This is a genomic window from Erythrobacter sp. YT30, from assembly GCF_001542875.1.
In the GTDB taxonomy this organism is placed as follows: Bacteria; Pseudomonadota; Alphaproteobacteria; order Sphingomonadales; family Sphingomonadaceae; genus Erythrobacter.
The window spans coordinates 567,121-585,269 of the sequence record NZ_LMAF01000002.1; the positions used below are offsets into that span (position 1 = coordinate 567,121).

Consider the following 18,149-nt stretch of genomic DNA (forward strand, 5'->3'; position numbering starts at 1 on the left):
ATTCTTATGTTTGGGTAAGCCAGCAGCCAGCCGGTCAGGCAAGCCGCAGCAAGAAATTGACGATGGCGTTAAAACCGCTGTCGACGCCCAGGAAGAACAGCGAGAGGATCACCATCAGAATAAAGACGAAGATCGCAGTGCGAACCGTCTCTTCGCGCGTAGGCCACACGACTTTGCGGGTTTCCGAGCGCACTTCGTTCACGAATTGCGGAATGCTCGTCTTGGTCTTCTTTTCCTCGGCCATGGTCTTGGCAGCCTCTAATCTGTCCGAGCGAGCTGCAAACGCGTCTCGCCAAAGTCTTTGAGGTAGGGTCCATCGCCGCCCGGGACAAGATTGCGGGGGGCTGAAACACTACCGATGCGTGGAATTGCCCTCGCTATTATTGCGCGCATGATCGGAAAGCAAGGAGTGATTTTCTCCGAGACCATGCCACCCGCTCCGCACAAGAGCGATCAAACAAAAATGTGACACCAACGCACTTGGCGCGCCGAGTTACGATTGAGGGCTAGTCAAGGCGCGGCAGCCGCTTTAGCAATGCAGGTTTGAGGGATACCGTGCCGCAAAGCACGCGGGTCAGCATACAATACGAATTCAGGGGATTTCCAACACATGGCCGCACCACAATCAGGATCGACGACAATCGTCGATGAAGTCGTCAATGTATCTGACTTTATCTGGGGTGGTGAATGGAGAGGCGAACAGATCCTTGAAATAGCAGGGATCCCCGTCCCCCCAATGACAATCATCCTGCTTGGCATCGGCCTTTGGATGATGGTGGGCCTGAGATTCTACCCGATCATCAAATTCGGCTCTGCGATCAAAGGCCTGTTTGCCGGGCGCAAAGGCGAAGGGGCTGGCGAGATTTCACCATTCGCTGCGCTTTCAACCGCGCTTTCGGGGCAAGTCGGCACCGGCAACCTTGCTGGGGTTGCGTTTGCGATTGCCTGGGGCGGACCGGGCGCTGTATTCTGGATGTGGGTTACCGCGCTCATTGGTATGGCGCTGGCCTTTGCTGAAGGTTCGCTGGCCATTCGCTATCGCGAGACCACGAGCGATGGCGTGAAACGTGGCGGCCCGATGAGCTACATCATGATGGGTTTGGGGCCAAAATACACCTGGCTTGCCATCATATTCTGCATTGGCACGCTGTTCTCTGCGCTGGTGACGGGCAATTCGATCCAGTCAAACGAGGTTGCGACGGGTCTTTATGAACTGTTCGGCATTGAACGCTGGATCGGCGGGCTTGTCGTCGCGCTTGCGGTGTTCGTCGTGATTATCGGCGGGATCAAATCAATCGGCAGCGTCGCTGAAAAGGTGATCCCGTTCATGGCGGGGGCGTACATCGTATTGGCGATCATCGCGCTTGTCCTGAACGCGGGCGATCTTCCTGAGACATTCGGATTGATCTTTGCCGGCGCGTTCAACAATCAGGCGGCTGAAGGCGGATTTGTCGGCGCGGCGATCATCATCGCGATCCGTGCCGGTGTTGCGCGCGGGCTGTTTTCAAACGAGGCCGGGCAAGGTTCAACGCCGATCGCGCACGCCGTGGCTCAAACCGATGATCCCGAACAGCAGGGCCGCATGGCGATGCTGGGCACATTCATCGATACGATCGTGATCTGCACCATGACGGCGCTTGTGATCCTGACGGTACAAGGCGATTTCACTGGCGCGGGCCAAGCGGTTGAGCATGTCTGGCAATCGGATCTTTCGACTGTTGAAACCGCTGGGGTTGCGACCACCATCGCCGCCTACAGTGCCGCGTTCCCGACGTTGATCGCAGGCGTTCCGCTGGGCACATTGGTTGTCAGCGTGGCGTTGATCCTGTTCGTCTTCACCACTTTGCTCACATGGAGCTATTACGGTGAGCGCGCGATTACCTTCATTTATGATCGCATTCCCGGATCAACACGCGGCGGGGAGAAGATCCTCCACATCATCTGGCGCGTGATCTGGTGTGTGGCGATTTTCGTCGGCGCGACCCAGCCATCGCAACTGGTCTGGCGTCTGGGCGATATCTCCAACGCGGCGATGGCGCTGCCGAACCTGCTGGCTCTGGCATTGCTTTCAGGCGTGGTGTTCAAGATCGCGCGCGGGGACAAGTCCGCTGGCGAAGATCACCATGTCGAAACCCCGGAAGAGCCCGAGGAATACTAAGAGCGAGTTGTTGGAATGGCTGACAGGCAGCGTGCTTGTTAGCGCTTTCCGAGCAGACGTTCAATCCAGCTTGGCTCGTACATTGGGCGGACCTTGCCATAGGCCAACGCGCGGATGGCCGGATCCATGGGAGGACGCGGACTGATCCATTTGTCGGGACGCGAAGAACGGATGGTTGCTTGGGTCATGGCGTTGTCTCCTTACCGAGGATTGGCTTCGGTTCGGCGATGATTATGCACGGCTCAGCTGCCAGAAAGCTGAGCTTGGTGTTCGGCTTTCGTTAATTTTTAAACAGATTTTTATGAATGGGCTATGCGCATAGCCAAGGTCGCTTCGCGCAGCTCTATCTTCGCTTAAGAAGGAAATGGCAGGGGTGACAGGATTCGAACCCGTGGCCCTCGGTTTTGGAGACCGATGCTCTACCAACTGAGCTACACCCCTGCAGGAGCAGCGCCCTCTATAACGCCTTGGCGCTGGGTGCAACAGGTGTTTGACATTCTGGCACTAGCCCCCGTTCGCCAAGCTGATACAACGAACCCGCCATGCATTCCCCGTTGCGCAGCCCCATACCTGTTGAGACTTTGTTGCTTGCCTATCGCAGCGGCATTTTCCCGATGGCGGACAAGCGCGAAGACCAGGAAATCTTCTGGGTGGAGCCGCGCGACAGGGCCATCATTCCGCTGGATCGCCTGCACGTTTCCAAGTCCTTGCGCAAAGTCCTGCGTTCAGATCGCTACACCGTCACCATCGATAGGGCGTTTGACGCGGTGATCCGCGCCTGCGCTGATCCGCGCCCGGGACATCCTGAAACGTGGATCAGTGAAAGGATCATCGCAAGCTACATCCAACTGCACCGCGCGGGCCATGCGCACTCGATTGAATGCTGGGCGCATGGCCGTGCCGGAGCAGAAGACGATGCAGGGCCTCCCCGCCTGGTTGGCGGCCTCTATGGCGTGTCGTTTGACCAGGTGTTTTGCGGAGAGAGCATGTTCAGCCGCGCCGACAATGCGAGTAAGGTCGCCTTGTGCTGGCTCGTTGCGCTGATGCGCCATGCGGGTTTCAGATTGCTCGATTGCCAGTTCATGACCGATCATCTGGCGACAATGGGTGCAACCGAGTTGCCGCAACCTATGTATTTGAAAGCCCTTGCCGCGGCCCGCGGTGATCCGAACCTATCCTTGCGTCAGGCTTTTGATCATTTCGCGAGTGCTTACGGCGGAACTGATGCGCCTCAGGCCTCATCCCCAGGAAAGCGCATCGCGCAATCCTTGACCCACACATCGTAGATTGGATGTTCCACCACGTTCAAGCTTGGTGAGCGTTTGAACAGCCAACCGGAAAAGACGCGGGTGTGACTGGACCGCCCGCGCTCAAGCACATCGACTTGCACAAATGCACCAGTTTCCTGCGGCATTTCCCAAGGCGCGGTGCGCTCGCACGCGGCGAGCGTCACGATGACAGGGCCTTCTTCACGGGTTTCGCCGGGCCGCATCTCAAGATCGATCGATACATTGTTGCGCTTATTGAGAAGGCCGATCGTGGCAACCCGCTCTTCCATTGGCGTGCCGTCTTCTGCAGCAGCTTCGATGTCGTCGGCAGCTTGGCTGCCAGAAGTGTTGTTAGCAGGATCGGCAGGCGCAGTCTCAGAGCTGGCCGTAGCTTCGACCGCAGCCACCTCATTGGGCTCAGATGCTTCTTCTGAACACGCAGTAAGCGCCAATAGTCCGCTCATCATCAAGGCAGGTGCCAAATAGCGCATGATGCAAGGTTAGCCCGGCTTAAGCGTCGTCACCCGGAGACCAGGCTTCGTAATCGCCGACAGCTGCTGCTCGTTTGCCGCCGCGCTCTAATGCGCCTTGCGGACGATAGGCTGCCGCTGTGCCGGTGGCGTTGGGAGTGTAATCGACTTCCCAAATCTTGGCAGGCGGCAGATGGCTTTCGGGGACATCGTCAAACGCACCATGCAGCCAGCCGTGCCATTCAGCGGGCACGCGGCTCGCATCATTGGCGCCATCGTAGATCACCCAGCGACGCTCACGCTGGATGTAAGAGCCATTTGATGGCGCATCCGACTTTTTGGCAGACCGATAGTATTTGTTGCCCTGCGCATCGGTTCCGACGTGCTCTCCATTGCGCGAAGACCACAATTGCGTGCCGATGGTTGCACCATCCCACCAAGTGAAGATTTTTCCGAAGATTCCCATGGGCGTGCGCACTAGCTCAATTGGTGGCCCGCGCCAATATGGGTTTTATCGCTTTTGGTGACCGAGCAGCCTGCAATCAATCAACGTCCCACATCACCTCATCGCCCGGCTTAATGCCCAACTCCTCTGCAAGACCACCGCGAATCTCGAACACCGCGCTCGCAAGACCTGCAGATGGCAGGGATTCGAGCGAATAGGGAACAGCGTCGGCGGCGATATTGGTGATCTTTCCGTCAGGGCCAATGAAGATAATGTCGAGCGAAAGAGGCGTGTTCTTCATCCAGAAACTGCGCTGTTGCGGCACTTCTGTCGGGAAAATCATCGCTTCATCATCAGCAAGCTCGGTTCGAAACATCAGTCCGCGCGTTTGCGCCTCGGCTGTGTCGGCAAGCTCAGTATCGAAAGTGATTGTCTCATCGCCGCTTTTCACAGTGACGTCGATGATCTGCAGGCCGGAAACAGGATGGCGTCGTATCTCCGTTTTGGCAGCGCCCGCTTGTGAACTTTGCGAGTTTTGCGACAACGCCGCGCCGCTTTCAGCAGGCGAACACGCGGCAACCGCGAAAGCAACGCCAAGATACAGAACTCTCACCACAACCCGCTCTCCTGCGATTTATCGTCGGCCTCTTGCGTTTGCGCCTCGTCCAACCATTCGTCGATCTCATCCACTCGCGATGCATCAAGGATGAACCGTACATGCTCAAAGACATGGCCTGCGCGCAGCATTGCCGCAATCTGTTTGTCTCGCAGTTTTTGGACTGCGATCCGATCAGTCTGCTCCTCATCAGGCTGATCTGCGCCAAAAGGGCCAAAGCGCCGCTTCTTCGCAAGCAGAATTGCGGCACGCCGTGCTTCGGCCTCGCTTGGTGCATGTGCCTCGCGCACCGGTTCTTCAACGCCCGCCGCCCATAGAGCTTGCTCCACACGCCTGGCGCCATATCCGCGATGGGTAAGATCGCGCGATTTGGCCCGTGCATAGGCATCATCATTGACGTAACCGAGTTCGATCAGCCTGGTGACAAGGCCAGTGACATCCAGCTCAACCGTACGTCCATCTTCGTCCTCAATAACGCCGCGCTCGCGGATCTTGCGCGCCAGATAACCTTCGAGCTTTGCTCCTGTGGTCGCGAACCGGGCGGCATAATGCAGTGCCAGATCGCGCAGACGTGTTTCATCCAGCGGCTTGCGCTTCTTGGGCGCTCGTTTTCGTGCGGTGACATTCCGCCCACGCCGAGATGGTGAGTGATCGTCAACGGCCACAGATGCGTTCCGCTACACTACCAAACGGTGACAATTTGCTTTCTCGTGAAACCATTTCGCCTTATTCGTGCCACAGTCCTTATCAAATGGAAAAAAAACGGATCGCACCGCATCTTTATGACGCGGGGACAAGGGATATGATAGGGCGCTTTGCGAAGCGTCGTAAGCTACGGGTATCGCTAAAGAAAATGACCGACGCCGCATTACAGCCGACGCCGAATGACTGCGATTTGCCACGAATTCGCGCGCAATTCGCAACCTTTAATGAAGCCGTAGATTACGCTGCGCGCTCGCAAAAGGGGCTTAATTTCCACGATATGCGGGGAAAACTCGAACGGGTTTATCCCTTCTCCGAGCTTAGAGACGATGCACTCGTCATGACGCGGCGCCTGATCGCTGCAGGAATAAGGCCTGAAGATCGCGTGGCCTTGGTCGCAGAAACAGGCCCTGAGTTTGCTGCTCTTTTCTGCGCTTGTGTTTATGCAGGCGCGTGGCCTGTGCCTCTTCCTTTGCCGACCACGTTTGGGGGCAAGGACAGTTACATCGATCAATTGAGCGTCCAGCTTTCAAGCTGCGATCCCGCAATACTTCTCTATCCTGAAGAGATTGCCGAAATGGCTGGGGCTGCTGCAGAGCGCCAAGGTTGCCCTGGTGAAACGTGGGAAGAGTTTGCTACCCGCGATGCGCCAGAATGCGACTTCCCTGAAGTTTCCTCTCAGGACATTTGTTACCTGCAATATTCGAGCGGATCGACCCGCTTCCCGCAAGGCGTAGCGGTGACGCACGAAGCTTTACTGCACAACCTTTATGGTCATTCGACAAGCATGAACCTGCAGGATAACGAACGCTGCGTGAGCTGGTTGCCGTGGTATCACGATATGGGTTTGGTTGGATGTTTCCTGTCGTTGATCGCTAATCAGGTTTCAGGCGATTATTTGAAGCCAGATGCTTTCGCGCGTCGCCCGCTTGCGTGGCTGGATATGATCAGCGCCAATGAAGGCACGACGATATCGTATTCTCCGACTTTTGGTTACGACATTTGCGCACGCCGCATTTCCAGCCAAAGCCACGTGGCAGAACGATTTGATCTTTCGCGCTGGCGGCTCGCTGGCAATGGTGCGGACATGATCCGGCCGGATGTGATGCAAAGCTTCGTCAACGCGTTCGCGGATGCTGGATTTAAGGCTTCTAGTTTCACCCCCTCTTATGGTCTTGCAGAAGCAGTTCTTGGTGTCACCGTGATGCCGCCCGGAGAAGGCATTAGAGTGGAACTGGTCGAAGAAGAGCGACTGTCAGGAACTCCGCGCGATCTCTCTCGTCCTGCCCGCTACCGCGCGATCGTCAATTGCGGCAAGCCGATGCCAGACATGGTGGTCGAAATCCGGGGCGAAGATGGGCATAAGCGTGGCGATCGTCAGATCGGTAAAGTGTGGTGCAGCGGCCCCAGCGTCATGCATTCCTATTTCCGCAACCAAGATGCCACCGAGGACTGCCTCGTGCCCGATGATGCGGGCAAGACTTGGCTCGACACAGGCGACATGGGCTATCTCGCCGATGGTTATCTGTTCATCGTTGGCCGCGCCAAAGACATGATCATCATCAACGGGAAAAACCATTGGCCGCAGGACATTGAGTGGGCCGTGGAACAGCTTCCCGGCTTCAATCACGGCGATATTGCTGCTTTCTCAGTCGAGACAGACAATGGGGAAGAAGCGCCCGCTGTACTGGTTCATTGCCGCGTTTCCGATCCCGTAGAACGGGTCAAACTTCGCGAACAAATCGCCGACAAAGTCCGTTCAGTCACTGGAATGAGCTGCGTTGTCGAGCTGGTGCCACCACGCACACTGCCGCGCACATCGTCAGGCAAGCTGAGCCGGGCGAAAGCGAAGAAGCTTTATCTTGCGGGCGAGATCGTGCCGCTCGACTTGGCGGCTTAATGCAGGCGGTGCGCTCGCGAAGAAGAGTGCTCCAATCCTAGCAGATCTATTCGCTTAATTCGCCCCACTCAGCGCGCAATGGGCCAAAGTCTGGATTGAGCTGCACTTCTACGCCCCGCTCATTCAGGATTGCAGCCGCTTCTTCGCCTTCTTCCGCATTTCCGGAAAGCACAATCGGCACATCCACGCGCCCAGCAGCCCATTCAATGACGCCCAGTGCGCGTATGCCGTCCATTGTCGGGCCGTCTTCGCCGAAAGGGATCGCATTTGGGAGAGCAGCGAGCGGGGGGAGAAGCTCGATGGTCCAATCAGGCTCGGTAGCAGCAATGCGCCGTTCGAGCGCACGGTAGGCGGCAAGCGTCGCTCCTTCTAGTCTCTCAGCACGGACCATCGCCTTGCGCCGTGTTCGATCTACCAGAACGTCGTCCTCACTCACACCCGCAACAAGAGCGAGGCGGGTCGCGAGTGTTGCAGCTCGTTCGAGAGCTGCAGCCTCTTCGCGTGCGCGTGCCGTAGAAAGTTGCGCCTGCTCTGCAGCAGAGGCGCCGGTGGGCACCTGAAACTGAGTGAGTGTGAGTTCAACAGGCTGATCAAGGCGGGCTGAAAGCGCGCGCTCGATCTGGGCTTCGGCCGATGTATCGACCGTCGGCGTCAGCATTTTCGCGACGACGGCTACGGGCTCTGTGCCGAACTCGATCTCTAGCTCGTCTAGAATTGAGTCGGATGGAAACTTCTCTCGAATTTCCGCCCGGACAATGCGCTGCGCATTGGTTTGCCAGGCGATCTGCTGCAGCGAAAAGGCCAGCGGGATGGCAAGCGCGATAAAGACCACTGCTACGGCAATGTTTTGGAAAAACGTGTTGCGCTCACTCAGAGAGGTGCGGAAGCCATAAAGCCGGGCCATGGCCAGTGCAGTGAGCGCGATCGTGATAAGGTTGGTGACATACAGCAGCAGAGCGCCTGAAAAGACTGTCCAATTCAGCGTCGCAAGGCCAAATCCCACAACCGCAAGAGGCGGCATCAATGCGGTAGCAATAGCGACGCCCACAATCGTACCTTCACGTCCTCTGATCATTGCATAGGCGCCTGCGAGCGCTGAGAATAGAGCGACAAACAGGTCGAAAAGGTTGGGCTGCGTGCGTGCGGCGATTTCGGGCGTGATTGTCTGAATAGGCGACAAAAATACCAGTCCCGCCGTCAGCGCTATCGCCATAAAGCTTCCCCAAAACAGGCTGCGCGCAGACTGCTTCAGCCATTGGAAATCACCAATCGCAAGCGCAAAGCCCAATCCCATGATCGGATCCATCAAAGGCGATAAGAGCATCGCGCCAATGACAACCGCGGGCGATGACAGCAGAAGGCCAAGCACGGCAATCCCTGCGCTCATTGCCGTCATGAACAGATAGCGTTCCGAAAGCGAACACTCTGCACGACGTTTTTCAATCACTTCAGCCTGATCGATGGCCCCTGTGATCTCCTCACGCCACCAGCTCTTCAGGGATTTGACGACCTGGTGATAAGGGGACGTCTGTTCATCACTGATTGTCGATGAAGTCGACGACGTGATAGGTCGGTAACCTGATGAAGATGGCACGCGTGGCGCGGAATTGCTGTCGTCGTTCACTTCGTATGGATGCCTTAAAACTCTTTCGATGAGTCGCGGAAAACGTGCATCTACCCGCGCTTCCGACCAAACGCCAACATTCTCATGTAAACGGCAATGGACGCATGGCCTTGTTCCGGGCTAGTCTGACTTGAAAGGTGTGTTTTAGATACCTAATACAGTTATCAAAGGAGCGCGCTGCGATCCAGCGCCGCTGAGGGAGCAACAAAGCGCATGAGCACGGAAACTTCGCCAGAATTGAACATCGCCACCACGACCAAGACTGCCACCGATTTTGAGCTGACCCCGCCCGATCCGGTGCCGGTTGTTGCCCCGGAGAAGGCTGCAGGACTTGTTCCGGTTTCCGATGAGCAGAAATCAAAGCTGGATACGAAAGTCGATGCCTTTGTCGCGGATTTAATTTCGCAGGATGCCAATTCGCCTGCTTTTGGTGAAAAGGTCGATCAGATCACGCGGATGGGCCAGGAACAGATCCGCGCTGCGGCAGCACATTCCAACCGCTTTCTCGATCGTCCAGTGCGCGCGATGGACAGCGACAGCTCTGTTGGCAGTGACCTTGCTGAATTGCGCCGCACAGTTGAAGACCTTGATCCTGGCCGCAAAGGCAAGCTGCTTTCGCCACGCAAGCTGTTTGGCATTATACCGTTTGGCAGCAAGCTGAAGAATTACTTCGACAGCTACACTTCAGCGCAGGGTCACATTCAGGCGATCCTGGAGCGCCTTGAAGGTGGCAAGAAAGAACTGCACCTCGACAATGCGGCTATCGACACTGAGCGGCAGAAGCTCTGGGAAGCGATGGGCGAACTTGAACAAATGATCCACATCGCCAAGGCGCTGGACGGTAAGCTTGAAGCAAAGGCTTTGGAGCTCGACAGCTCCGATCCAGAGAAGGCAAAGGCCCTGCGTGAAAGCGCGCTTTTCTATGTCCGCCAGCGGACGCAGGATTTGCTGACGCAAATGGCGGTTTCGGTTCAGGGCTATCTCGCGCTCGATCTCGTCAAGAAGAACAATGTTGAGCTCGTGAAAGGCGTTGATCGCGCTAGCACCACGACCGTTGGCGCGCTGCGCACCGCAGTGACTGTCGCTCAGGCAATGACGAACCAGAAACTGGTGTTGCAGCAGATCACGTCTCTCAACCAGACGACCAGCGACATCATCGACAGCACCAGCACTCTGCTACGCGAACAAACCGGCCAGATTCACGAGCAGGCCGCCTCTTCCACGATCCCGCTCGAAACACTGCAACGCGCTTTCCAGAACATCTATGACACGATGGATGAAGTGGACGAGTTTAAGGTTCGCGCACTCGACAGCATGAAGCAGACTGTGAATGTGCTGACCGATGAAGTCGAGAAGTCGAAAGGCTATATCGCCCGTGCTGAGGGCCAAGCGCAGGCACAGGCAAAAGTCGCAAGCGAGCCTTCGCTGCTAGCGCTGGATAGCTAAGGAACATCTGCGCGAATGCCCGATAGCACCAGCCAATCCGATCAAATTCTCAGCGCAGCGGGTAAGTCGCTTGCCACGCAACGCGAGGGCGGCACGCACCGTCCGGGCGCTGGAAGGAGTATCGGCAAAGGTTCCGCACAAGCCAAAATCAAACATTGGATAAAGCGAGGCGCATATCTCGCCGCGGCACTCATGGCGATTTTTGTTGGGACGGGAGTCTTGGGTTGGATTGCGGGAGGCATCCAATTCTGGGGGCTAATGTTGCTGGCCTTGGCGGTAGTTGCCGCTTTGGGCGTTTTCTTCCTCGCTCCAACACCAAAACCGCCCAAGCGATCTGAGCTCAAGAAAGGCAACCCCAAGCAGATGGTCGCCCGCGTCGAGCTTTGGCTGGAAGCGCAGCGCAGCGCCCTTCCCCCTGCGGCGGCTGCAATCATCGAGAAGATGGGCGCGCAATTGGATGCCCTCGGTGTCCAGCTTGAAACAATGGAAGAAAGGCACCCAGCCGTGGCTGAAGTGCGCGAGCTCGTTGGCGAATATATTCCCGAAACCATCGACAATTACCGAAAGATTCCGGAACATCTTCGCCGCGAAGAGCATGCTGGCGGTACGGCGGATGATAGGCTGGTCACCAGTCTTACGAAACTGTCTGGAGAAATTGATCGGGTCACAAGGCGTCTGGCTGAGGGGGCGCTAGATGATCTGGCGGTCAAGTCGCGCTATTTGGAATATCGATACGGGGGGGATGAAATGCTTGAGGACCTGACAAATTCGCCTGATACGGGCGTACCCCTGCCTGACTTTTCCGCAACGCCCAGCAAGCAAACGCGCTAGACTTCATGCGCGTAACTCTTCCACATTCGCTCGGCCGCGAAGAAGTGCGCCGCCGCCTTCACGTTCACGCACCCGAGATCGCAGACTATTTCCCTCGCGGCATGGCAACAGTTGAAACCAGCTGGCCAAGCGAGGATGTGATGGGCCTTGTCATTACTGCGGCAGGGCAACGCATTCCCGGCACCATCGAAGTGGCCGACACCGAAGTGGCAATCGAAATGCAATTGCCTCCCTTGCTGGGCTTCTTACGCGGCACTCTTGAACGCGCGGTCAAGCAAAACGGCGGCAAGCTGCTCGAAAAAGAGTAGCCTCGAATACAAACAAAAAACTCAAGAATTGATCCGAACTAGGTGCCAATACGAGGTTGGCTCAGGGGCGCGATTCCTGCCATCCTTTCCGAAGGTTGTCATCTTTAGCTGACATCATTGGCGTCATATGCTATTGACATTATTGGGACAAAGGACGGCCCCGGGTCATGCAAGAGGCACTCACATTGGCAAGCTCATTTCTGGAAATCAAAGACCGCGAGCATGCTGAAATCCTGCGGAAAAAACTTCGTGAGGCTACTTCGGCCGCGCATGACAGGCTCGACAATCTGATGAGGGATGCTGCTGGATGGACAACGCGTGACGAATACGTGCAGTTCCTGCAGCTCCAACTCGCAGCTCGCGCGCCGATCGAAATGTGGCTGAAAGCAAACGCGCCTCGGCACCTGCATCCGCCCGCGCAATGCGCGCATATCGTAAGCGATCTCACGTCCATAGACGCTAAGACGCCGTCTGAATGCAAGACACTGCAGACAGGCTTCACAATCCCATCAGCTTTGGACGATGACAAAGACGCTTCTGCCCTAGGTGCAGCGTGGACGCTGGCCGGCTCGGCTCTCGGCAACCGCGCTATTCTAAAAGACATGCGCCGCGCGGCAGCACAGCAAGGCAGTGATGCCTGGCCTCATTCCTTCCTCGGCGATCCTGATATGCTGGCGTTCTGGGGTGTCCTGAGGCGCCAGATTGAGCGTCCCGCTTCGTCTTCGGAAACCTGCGCGGCAGTTCAGGCATCGCTAGCTGTCTTCAATCATTTTATTGCGATCGCCGAGGCACACTTGGCCGCGGCTAGTCAGCATCGCGTTGGCGCCATTAATGAGCGCCCGACACTCGCACACTCTCCCCACTCTTGCCCTGCGGTCCATCAATGAACTTAATGCAATCATCCCCTGAGCTTACCGAATGCGATCGCGAACCCATTCATCACATCGCGGCCGTCCAGGATTTTGGTGGTCTTATCGCTGTCAACAGCGATTGGATGATCGCGCATCGATCGGTGAATTGCGAAAGCATGCTAAAGCTCAGCGAGCTGCCCGCACCCGGATCCCGATTGGCCGAATGCTTTTCTCCGCGTGCGATTGAACTGCTCAAGCGCTCAGTCGGCAAACTGTCGAGCGACGATGCGGTGGAACGCCTCTTTGGCGTTGCCTTGACTAATAACGGACCGCTCATGGATGTGGCAGTGCACGTGTCGGACAGCACAATCATCATCGAGTTTGAGCGGCACGCTGCGCACGAATACGCCGATCATCTGGGCATAATCGGCCCGGTTCTCTCGCAACTTGATCCAATCGACAATCTGGACGAACTCTGCACAAAGGCAGCTAAACTGGCGCGCGACATGCTTGGGTATGATCGGGTGATGGTTTATAAGTTTCACCCAGATCAAAGCGGTGAAGTTGTCGCCGAAGACAGGCGAGACGACCTCGAACCGTACTTGGGACTGCGTTATCCTCGCGAAGATATTCCGCAACAAGCGCGCGATCTTTTCAAACGCAACCGGATGCGGGTGATTGCCGATATGGATGCCGATCCTGTTCCGATTGAACCTGCAATCGGAGTGAATAAACGGCCGCTTGATCTTTCCATGAGCATGCTGCGTTCGCATTCGAAAATGCATGTCGAATACATGCGGAACATGGGCGTTTCCGCATCGCTCGCGATTGCCATCGTTACCCAAGACAAATTGTGGGGCATGGTTTCCTGCCACAATTACAAACCTCGGGTTCCGGCCTATTCTCTACGCACGGTGGCTGAGATGTTCAGCCAGATGTTCTCGCTAATGGTAGACCGTATTGCTTCGGGCAAGGCCAACACGATGCGCGCAAAAGCGCAATTGCTTCACGAACGGCTGATGGTGCGTTTGGCCAACGGGGAATCGCTTTTTGACAACCTTGAGCTGATCGGGGATCAGCTATCTGGGCTAATCCAGCATGATGGGCTGTCGGCGTTCTTTGACGGGCAGTATAAAACCATCGGTGTTGCACCTGATCAGGTGGGCTTTCACGCTCTAACGCCGACATTGGCAACGATGCCAATCAGTAAAGTTGTGTCCATGAATTGCCTCGCTGAATTCATCCCTGATGCACGCAAGTTTCAGTCGACGGTAACCGGCGCATTGATCCTACCAATATCTAGATCACCGCGCGATTACCTAGTCCTTTGGCGCAGACCGCTCAGCCAGACGATCACATGGGCGGGCGATCCTGCAAAAGCCATCGCGCCCGAAGGAGAACGCTTGCAACCGCGCGGCAGCTTCGCCGCCTGGGTCGAAACGGTTGAGGGGTGCAGCGAAGACTGGACGGCTGATGAAGTGCAAGTCGCAGAAAGCCTGCGCACAACTCTGCTCGAAGTGATCCTGCGGATGAGCGACGAAGCCTCAAGAGAGCGCGCGCGGGCGCAGGAACAGCAGGAATTGCTAATATCCGAGCTCAATCACCGCGTGCGCAACATCCTTAATCTAATTCGGAGCCTGGTCGCACAATCACAGCACGACGCACATAGCGTCGCCAGCTTTGCAAACATCATCGGCGGGCGCATCTCAGCGCTTGCATCTGCACACGATAACATCACGCGTGAAAATTGGGCGCCTGCCCCGCTGTCAAAACTATTCGAAACCGAGCTTGCCGCCTACCTCAATGATAAGCGTGAGCGTTTCAATATTCTTGGCGATGAGGTGCTTATCGGGCCAGAGGCTTACACCGTACTCGCTCTGGTTATCCATGAGTTGGTCACCAATTCTGCCAAGTACGGTAGTCTTTGTGATCGTTCGGGCCAGCTCGATGTCACATTTGAACGCGACACATTCGGCGATCTCAAGATTTTGTGGCGCGAGCGCGGTGGTCCTCCTGTGAAATCTCCAACGCGGCGCGGTTTCGGATCGACCATCATCGAACGATCGATACCCTACGAACTGAAGGGCGAGGCAGAATTGCGTTTCAAACTGTCTGGTCTAGAAGCTGATTTCCTCATCCCGAAGCGTTACATTGTCCCAGTTTCCGAGAAGATGGAGACTGCCAATGAGAATGATGCCGCTGATGAGGGAATGAGAGAGGACGGCGGGTCCTCGACGCCCGTTGAAGCACTTCCCCAGCATGTGCTTGTGGTCGAAGACAGCATGATTATCGCTCTCGATACAGAAGAGAATCTGAAGCGCGTGGGCGTCAAAAACATCGATGTTGCTTCAAGCGTTGAGGGAGCGATCTCTGCTATCGAACGGCGTGTACCCGATTTCGCAATCGTGGATTTCAATCTCGGGATTGAGTCCAGTGAACCGGTAGCTCGTTCCTTGAAAGATCGCGGAGTGCGGTTTGTGCTGGCAACAGGTTATGCGGAGATGGCGGACCAGATCGATCAATTCGGCGCGGACGGCCTGTTGCGCAAACCTTATGGTCTTACCGAGATCGAGGAACTCATGAACGACTGGAACTCCGGTCCGACCTCTGAGACCACAGCAATTCCTGCCAGCGAAAATGAATCTACTGCGACCAAGTCAGCAGGGTGACTTCAGCCGATCCAAAATCCACCGCATCTATGTCAGGTGCGTAGAGGCACTGGCCAGATACCGCAGTGGCACCAGATCCGACTGCTGAAACTTGACCTTGCAAGGGAAGGACCAGCGCGCCTTCGGAATACTCTGCGCGCAGACCTTCTCTAGGCGTACCCACCACACGGTCCAACCGGAAATGCCGCTCGTCGATAAGGCACTGCTCGCTTTGCGTGACCTTGGCGCGATTCTTCGCGGAGTAAGGTCCAAAATTGGCAACCGCCATGGCGCGTTCCAGATGCAGCTCGCGCGGGCGACCATAATCGTAGAGGCGAAACGTAGTGTCGCTATTCTGCTGAATTTCCACCAATGACAGGCCGGGCCCGATTGCATGCACAGTACCTGCGGGCAGAAAGAACACATCACCTTCACGCGCGTCATGCCATTCGAGCAAATCCTCTATCGAACCATCAAACGCGGCTGCTGCGACATCTTCGGCTGCGTAGTCTTGCTTGAAACCAATGGCGAGTTTTGCATTTGGCTCCGCATCGATGACTAGCCAGCATTCCTCTTTTCCATCCTCACCAACGACGGCGTTCTCATTGCTTGGGTGGACCTGAACTGACAGCTTTTCGCTGGTGAATAGGTATTTGACCAAAAGCTCGTCACACGCGGGCACCGGATCGAACCAGATCTCTCCAATTCGTTTTCCCTTAGGCGCGACAAAAGGATGGGGGAGTAAGTCACGGCCCCAGACCTTCTCAACCTCAATAGTGTCGAGCCTTTGGGCTTCAGACGGTGTTGGCCTTGCATTCATTTTGTGAAGGACCTCAAGTTCGTAACGCCAGGCAGTTTCCCAACTCGCTGCGCATGGTCGCGGCTCGTCACCATCACTTCATCGCCCGACACAACGATGCAAACGTCTTCAAGTCCCACTGCGGATACACGCGGACCATCGCTGAACGCGAGAACATTACGACATTGGTCAAAATCCGCCTCACCTCGGGCGGTATTTCCGTCATCATCGGTTTTGCCCTCATCACCTGCGCGCAGAGCATCCTGCAGGGCCGCCCAATTGCCTATGTCCGACCAACCCATATCGGCAGGCACCATTGCCGCGCAGTCCGTCTTTTCCATAACGGCATAGTCAATTGAGTCGCCTGCGATCGCAGAAAAACGCTCCGGATCGGGGTGAAATTGCGCACCGTCATTGCGACCCTTTGCAACAGCTGCTTTAACCTGTTCGGCCATCTCCGGTCGATGTCTCGCCAGCTCCTTCAAAAGCGTGCCAGCCTGGAACGTAAAAATGCCGCCATTCCAGCTGTAGTCGCCGCTTGCGACATACGTCTTTGCGGTTTCCAGATCAGGCTTCTCGACAAATTTCGCGATCTCATATCCATGCTTGAGCGCCGCACCGCGCCTTAGATATCCGTAGCCCGTCTCAGGATGCTCAGGTGTGATCCCAAAAGAAACCAAACGCCCTTCCCGCGCCAAATTCGCAGCGGCCAGAGCAGCTGCTTGAAATGCGGCGGTATCGGCAACGTGATGGTCGCTAGGGCATACCAACATCACAGCATCCTCGGGTAGCCTCGCAGCCGCAAGAGCGATCGCCGGGGCGGTGTTTCGCGCGGCAGGTTCGACAATGATCTGGTGGGCTGCACCATGCATTTGCGCGATAATTGCATCACAATGCTGCGCGCCTGCCACGATAATTGGGTCGGCGAACCCAGCACTTGCTGCCACGCGAGCCACCGCCTGCTCAAACAGAGTGGTTTCACCGATAAGCGGCAGGAAGGGCTTGGGATGCGCTCGGCTGCTAACCGGCCACAGTCGCGTGCCGCTTCCCCCGCATAAAATGACCGGGTGGATCAAGGCACTATCTGCCTGACTGTTCACGCAAGACTCCAACAATTCATCATTATAATCAGATGCTTGAACTGATATTCGCTGCAGTATTCTCTGATCAGAACCATCTTTGACGCCAGTAATAGGGGGCTGGGACAGGAATGCCAGCCCGATTGGTTGCCGGGCGAAAACGCAGCCGCTCTACAACAAGTTGGCAGGTAATTGCATCGGCTTCTGGATCGGGGCTCGCGCGATAGATGGAGCATTGGCTCGCACGACCATTCACGCCAACGATGACGCGCACAATCACTTCTGTGCCCCGCCTTGCGCTTCGTCCACCTTCGGGGATCGGATAGTCGCGGGCATTGTTGATGGCGCCCGATATATGGACCGGTTTGGAGGCAATACCATTGCCTTGGCCACCACCGCTGCGCCCACTTCCCGTGCCAAGCCCGCTGCCGTCTGCGCCTGTTCCATCGCCGCTCTCACGCGCGCCGGACTGGTTGGCCGTTCCCGTGGATGAAGCTTTGGGCGCCGGTTTGGGATCGGGGGGAGGAAGCTTAGCTGGAGGCGCTGTCACAGGCTGCGGCACCGCCTCCTTACCCGGATCGCCTTGTGCACCCTCGTCCGGTTCCGGCTCTTCAGCAGGAGGAGGATCAGGCTCAGCGACTGAAACAGTGACAGTGATCGCCGACACGACCTGCTGCTGAACCGATGCCGTCATCTCCGGTGCGAAAACACGCGCGAGACCGTATAGCGCTGCAAGATGTAGAGCCACCATGGCGAGCACGAGCGGCCAGCGAATACGCCTTTTCCGGCTGCCATAGCGCGTGTTTTTCCTAGCCACTCACATCCACCTCTCCAGATCGGACCATTTTGGGGGCTGTTGCACCCGAAGAATTGACCGTCTTTCTATATCATTAGCGCCAATCTCTATCGAAGGAGCGTAAAATTCTGCAAGGTCAAGAACTTCGTGGCCGCTATCCGGGTGCGATGCATGCTGGGCCCGAATTGAGCGGCAGCAATACTGGAGG

The 18,149-nt window shown here is 56.4% G+C and carries 18 protein-coding genes and 1 tRNA gene; 8 read left to right on the forward strand and 11 right to left on the reverse strand.

What is annotated here, in order from left to right; genetic code table 11:
• Positions 1-34: 34 nt before the first annotated feature.
• Positions 35-244, reverse strand: coding sequence for a preprotein translocase subunit SecE (gene secE, locus AUC45_RS07320; RefSeq protein WP_067600480.1), 210 nt, complete (start codon positions 242-244; stop codon positions 35-37).
• A gap of 366 nt (positions 245-610) precedes the next feature.
• On the opposite strand from secE, the gene AUC45_RS07325 reads away from it, so the two are divergent.
• A complete protein-coding gene (locus tag AUC45_RS07325; protein WP_067600484.1) occupies positions 611-2,158 on the forward strand; it encodes a sodium:alanine symporter family protein in 1,548 nt (515 codons plus the stop codon).
• A gap of 38 nt (positions 2,159-2,196) precedes the next feature.
• Here AUC45_RS07325 and AUC45_RS15725 read toward each other — a convergent pair whose 3' ends face one another.
• Together AUC45_RS15725 and AUC45_RS07330 are read right to left on the reverse strand one after the other, a co-directional pair.
• A complete protein-coding gene (locus tag AUC45_RS15725) occupies positions 2,197-2,346 on the reverse strand; it encodes a hypothetical protein (RefSeq protein WP_156423789.1) in 150 nt (49 codons plus the stop codon).
• A 177-nt stretch (positions 2,347-2,523) separates the two neighbouring features.
• A tRNA-Trp gene (locus tag AUC45_RS07330) sits at positions 2,524-2,599 on the reverse strand.
• A gap of 101 nt (positions 2,600-2,700) precedes the next feature.
• Between AUC45_RS07330 and aat the strand changes: the two genes are divergently transcribed.
• On the forward strand, positions 2,701-3,444 hold the full coding sequence (gene aat, locus AUC45_RS07335; RefSeq protein WP_067600487.1) for a leucyl/phenylalanyl-tRNA--protein transferase: 744 nt from the start codon (positions 2,701-2,703) through the stop codon (positions 3,442-3,444).
• Here the strand turns inward: aat and AUC45_RS07340 are convergent.
• From AUC45_RS07340 to AUC45_RS07355, 4 genes are all read right to left on the reverse strand, one after another.
• Complete coding sequence (locus AUC45_RS07340; protein ID WP_067600489.1) at positions 3,390-3,917, reverse strand: DUF2155 domain-containing protein; 528 nt, start codon at positions 3,915-3,917, stop codon at positions 3,390-3,392. The two genes, aat and AUC45_RS07340, sit on opposite strands and share 55 nt — an antisense overlap.
• A gap of 19 nt (positions 3,918-3,936) precedes the next feature.
• Positions 3,937-4,362, reverse strand: a complete 426-nt coding sequence (locus AUC45_RS07345; protein WP_067600492.1) for an NADH:ubiquinone oxidoreductase subunit NDUFA12 — start codon at positions 4,360-4,362, stop codon at positions 3,937-3,939.
• Between the two features lie 76 nt (positions 4,363-4,438).
• Positions 4,439-4,954, reverse strand: a complete 516-nt coding sequence (locus AUC45_RS07350) for a DUF192 domain-containing protein (protein WP_067600495.1) — start codon at positions 4,952-4,954, stop codon at positions 4,439-4,441.
• Positions 4,951-5,622, reverse strand: a complete 672-nt coding sequence (locus tag AUC45_RS07355) for a regulatory protein RecX (RefSeq protein WP_067600498.1) — start codon at positions 5,620-5,622, stop codon at positions 4,951-4,953. The genes AUC45_RS07350 and AUC45_RS07355 overlap by 4 nt, the downstream gene beginning before the upstream one ends.
• A gap of 188 nt (positions 5,623-5,810) precedes the next feature.
• On the opposite strand from AUC45_RS07355, the gene AUC45_RS07360 reads away from it, so the two are divergent.
• On the forward strand, positions 5,811-7,559 hold the full coding sequence (locus AUC45_RS07360) for a fatty acyl-AMP ligase (protein WP_082701156.1): 1,749 nt from the start codon (positions 5,811-5,813) through the stop codon (positions 7,557-7,559).
• A gap of 46 nt (positions 7,560-7,605) precedes the next feature.
• Here the strand turns inward: AUC45_RS07360 and AUC45_RS07365 are convergent, their stop codons facing one another.
• Positions 7,606-9,183 carry a TIGR00341 family protein gene (locus AUC45_RS07365; RefSeq protein WP_082701025.1) on the reverse strand — a complete coding sequence of 526 codons (1,578 nt, stop codon included), beginning with the start codon at positions 9,181-9,183 and terminating at the stop codon, positions 7,606-7,608.
• Positions 9,184-9,396: 213 nt separating this feature from the next.
• On the opposite strand from AUC45_RS07365, the gene AUC45_RS07370 reads away from it, so the two are divergent.
• The 5 genes from AUC45_RS07370 to AUC45_RS07390 all read left to right on the forward strand — a co-directional run bounded on the left by AUC45_RS07370 (position 9,397) and on the right by AUC45_RS07390 (position 15,288).
• The gene (locus AUC45_RS07370) at positions 9,397-10,629 is read left to right on the forward strand and encodes a toxic anion resistance protein (RefSeq protein ID WP_233998577.1); all 1,233 of its coding nucleotides are present in this window, start codon (positions 9,397-9,399) and stop codon (positions 10,627-10,629) included.
• Positions 10,630-10,644: 15 nt separating this feature from the next.
• On the forward strand, positions 10,645-11,460 hold the full coding sequence (locus tag AUC45_RS07375; RefSeq protein WP_067600501.1) for a hypothetical protein: 816 nt from the start codon (positions 10,645-10,647) through the stop codon (positions 11,458-11,460).
• Positions 11,461-11,465: 5 nt separating this feature from the next.
• The gene (locus AUC45_RS07380) at positions 11,466-11,768 is read left to right on the forward strand and encodes a polyhydroxyalkanoic acid system family protein (protein ID WP_067600504.1); all 303 of its coding nucleotides are present in this window, start codon (positions 11,466-11,468) and stop codon (positions 11,766-11,768) included.
• Positions 11,769-11,935: 167 nt separating this feature from the next.
• Complete coding sequence (locus tag AUC45_RS07385) at positions 11,936-12,655, forward strand: biliverdin-producing heme oxygenase (protein ID WP_067600508.1); 720 nt, start codon at positions 11,936-11,938, stop codon at positions 12,653-12,655.
• 5 nt (positions 12,656-12,660) lie between these two features.
• Positions 12,661-15,288 (forward strand): HWE histidine kinase domain-containing protein, encoded by a 2,628-nt coding sequence (locus AUC45_RS07390; protein WP_233998579.1) that lies wholly within the window; start codon positions 12,661-12,663, stop codon positions 15,286-15,288.
• Here AUC45_RS07390 and AUC45_RS07395 read toward each other — a convergent pair.
• From AUC45_RS07395 to AUC45_RS07405, 3 genes are all read right to left on the reverse strand, one after another.
• A complete protein-coding gene (locus tag AUC45_RS07395) occupies positions 15,263-16,087 on the reverse strand; it encodes a class I mannose-6-phosphate isomerase (protein ID WP_067600514.1) in 825 nt (274 codons plus the stop codon). The two genes, AUC45_RS07390 and AUC45_RS07395, sit on opposite strands and share 26 nt — an antisense overlap.
• Complete coding sequence (locus AUC45_RS07400; protein ID WP_233998581.1) at positions 16,084-17,166, reverse strand: mannose-1-phosphate guanylyltransferase; 1,083 nt, start codon at positions 17,164-17,166, stop codon at positions 16,084-16,086. The genes AUC45_RS07395 and AUC45_RS07400 overlap by 4 nt, the downstream gene beginning before the upstream one ends.
• A gap of 67 nt (positions 17,167-17,233) precedes the next feature.
• Complete coding sequence (locus tag AUC45_RS07405; protein WP_067600520.1) at positions 17,234-17,962, reverse strand: hypothetical protein; 729 nt, start codon at positions 17,960-17,962, stop codon at positions 17,234-17,236.
• Between the last annotated feature and the right edge of the window lie 187 nt (positions 17,963-18,149).

Bases quoted from the DNA above. Each gene is read 5' to 3' on its own strand.
- AUC45_RS07395 (WP_067600514.1), bottom strand. From the start codon at position 16,087: ATGAATGCAAGGCCAACACCGTCTGAAGCCCAAAGGCTCGACACTATT.
- AUC45_RS07375 (WP_067600501.1), top strand. From the start codon at position 10,645: ATGCCCGATAGCACCAGCCAATCCGATCAAATTCTCAGCGCAGCGGGT.
- AUC45_RS07390 (WP_233998579.1), top strand. From the start codon at position 12,661: ATGCAATCATCCCCTGAGCTTACCGAATGCGATCGCGAACCCATTCAT.
- AUC45_RS07370 (WP_233998577.1), top strand. From the start codon at position 9,397: ATGAGCACGGAAACTTCGCCAGAATTGAACATCGCCACCACGACCAAG.
- AUC45_RS07340 (WP_067600489.1), bottom strand. From the start codon at position 3,917: ATGCGCTATTTGGCACCTGCCTTGATGATGAGCGGACTATTGGCGCTT.
- AUC45_RS07360 (WP_082701156.1), top strand. From the start codon at position 5,811: ATGACCGACGCCGCATTACAGCCGACGCCGAATGACTGCGATTTGCCA.
- AUC45_RS15725 (WP_156423789.1), bottom strand. From the start codon at position 2,346: ATGACCCAAGCAACCATCCGTTCTTCGCGTCCCGACAAATGGATCAGT.
- aat (WP_067600487.1), top strand. From the start codon at position 2,701: ATGCATTCCCCGTTGCGCAGCCCCATACCTGTTGAGACTTTGTTGCTT.
- AUC45_RS07385 (WP_067600508.1), top strand. From the start codon at position 11,936: ATGCAAGAGGCACTCACATTGGCAAGCTCATTTCTGGAAATCAAAGAC.
- AUC45_RS07380 (WP_067600504.1), top strand. From the start codon at position 11,466: ATGCGCGTAACTCTTCCACATTCGCTCGGCCGCGAAGAAGTGCGCCGC.
- AUC45_RS07325 (WP_067600484.1), top strand. From the start codon at position 611: ATGGCCGCACCACAATCAGGATCGACGACAATCGTCGATGAAGTCGTC.
- secE (WP_067600480.1), bottom strand. From the start codon at position 244: ATGGCCGAGGAAAAGAAGACCAAGACGAGCATTCCGCAATTCGTGAAC.
- AUC45_RS07345 (WP_067600492.1), bottom strand. From the start codon at position 4,362: ATGGGAATCTTCGGAAAAATCTTCACTTGGTGGGATGGTGCAACCATC.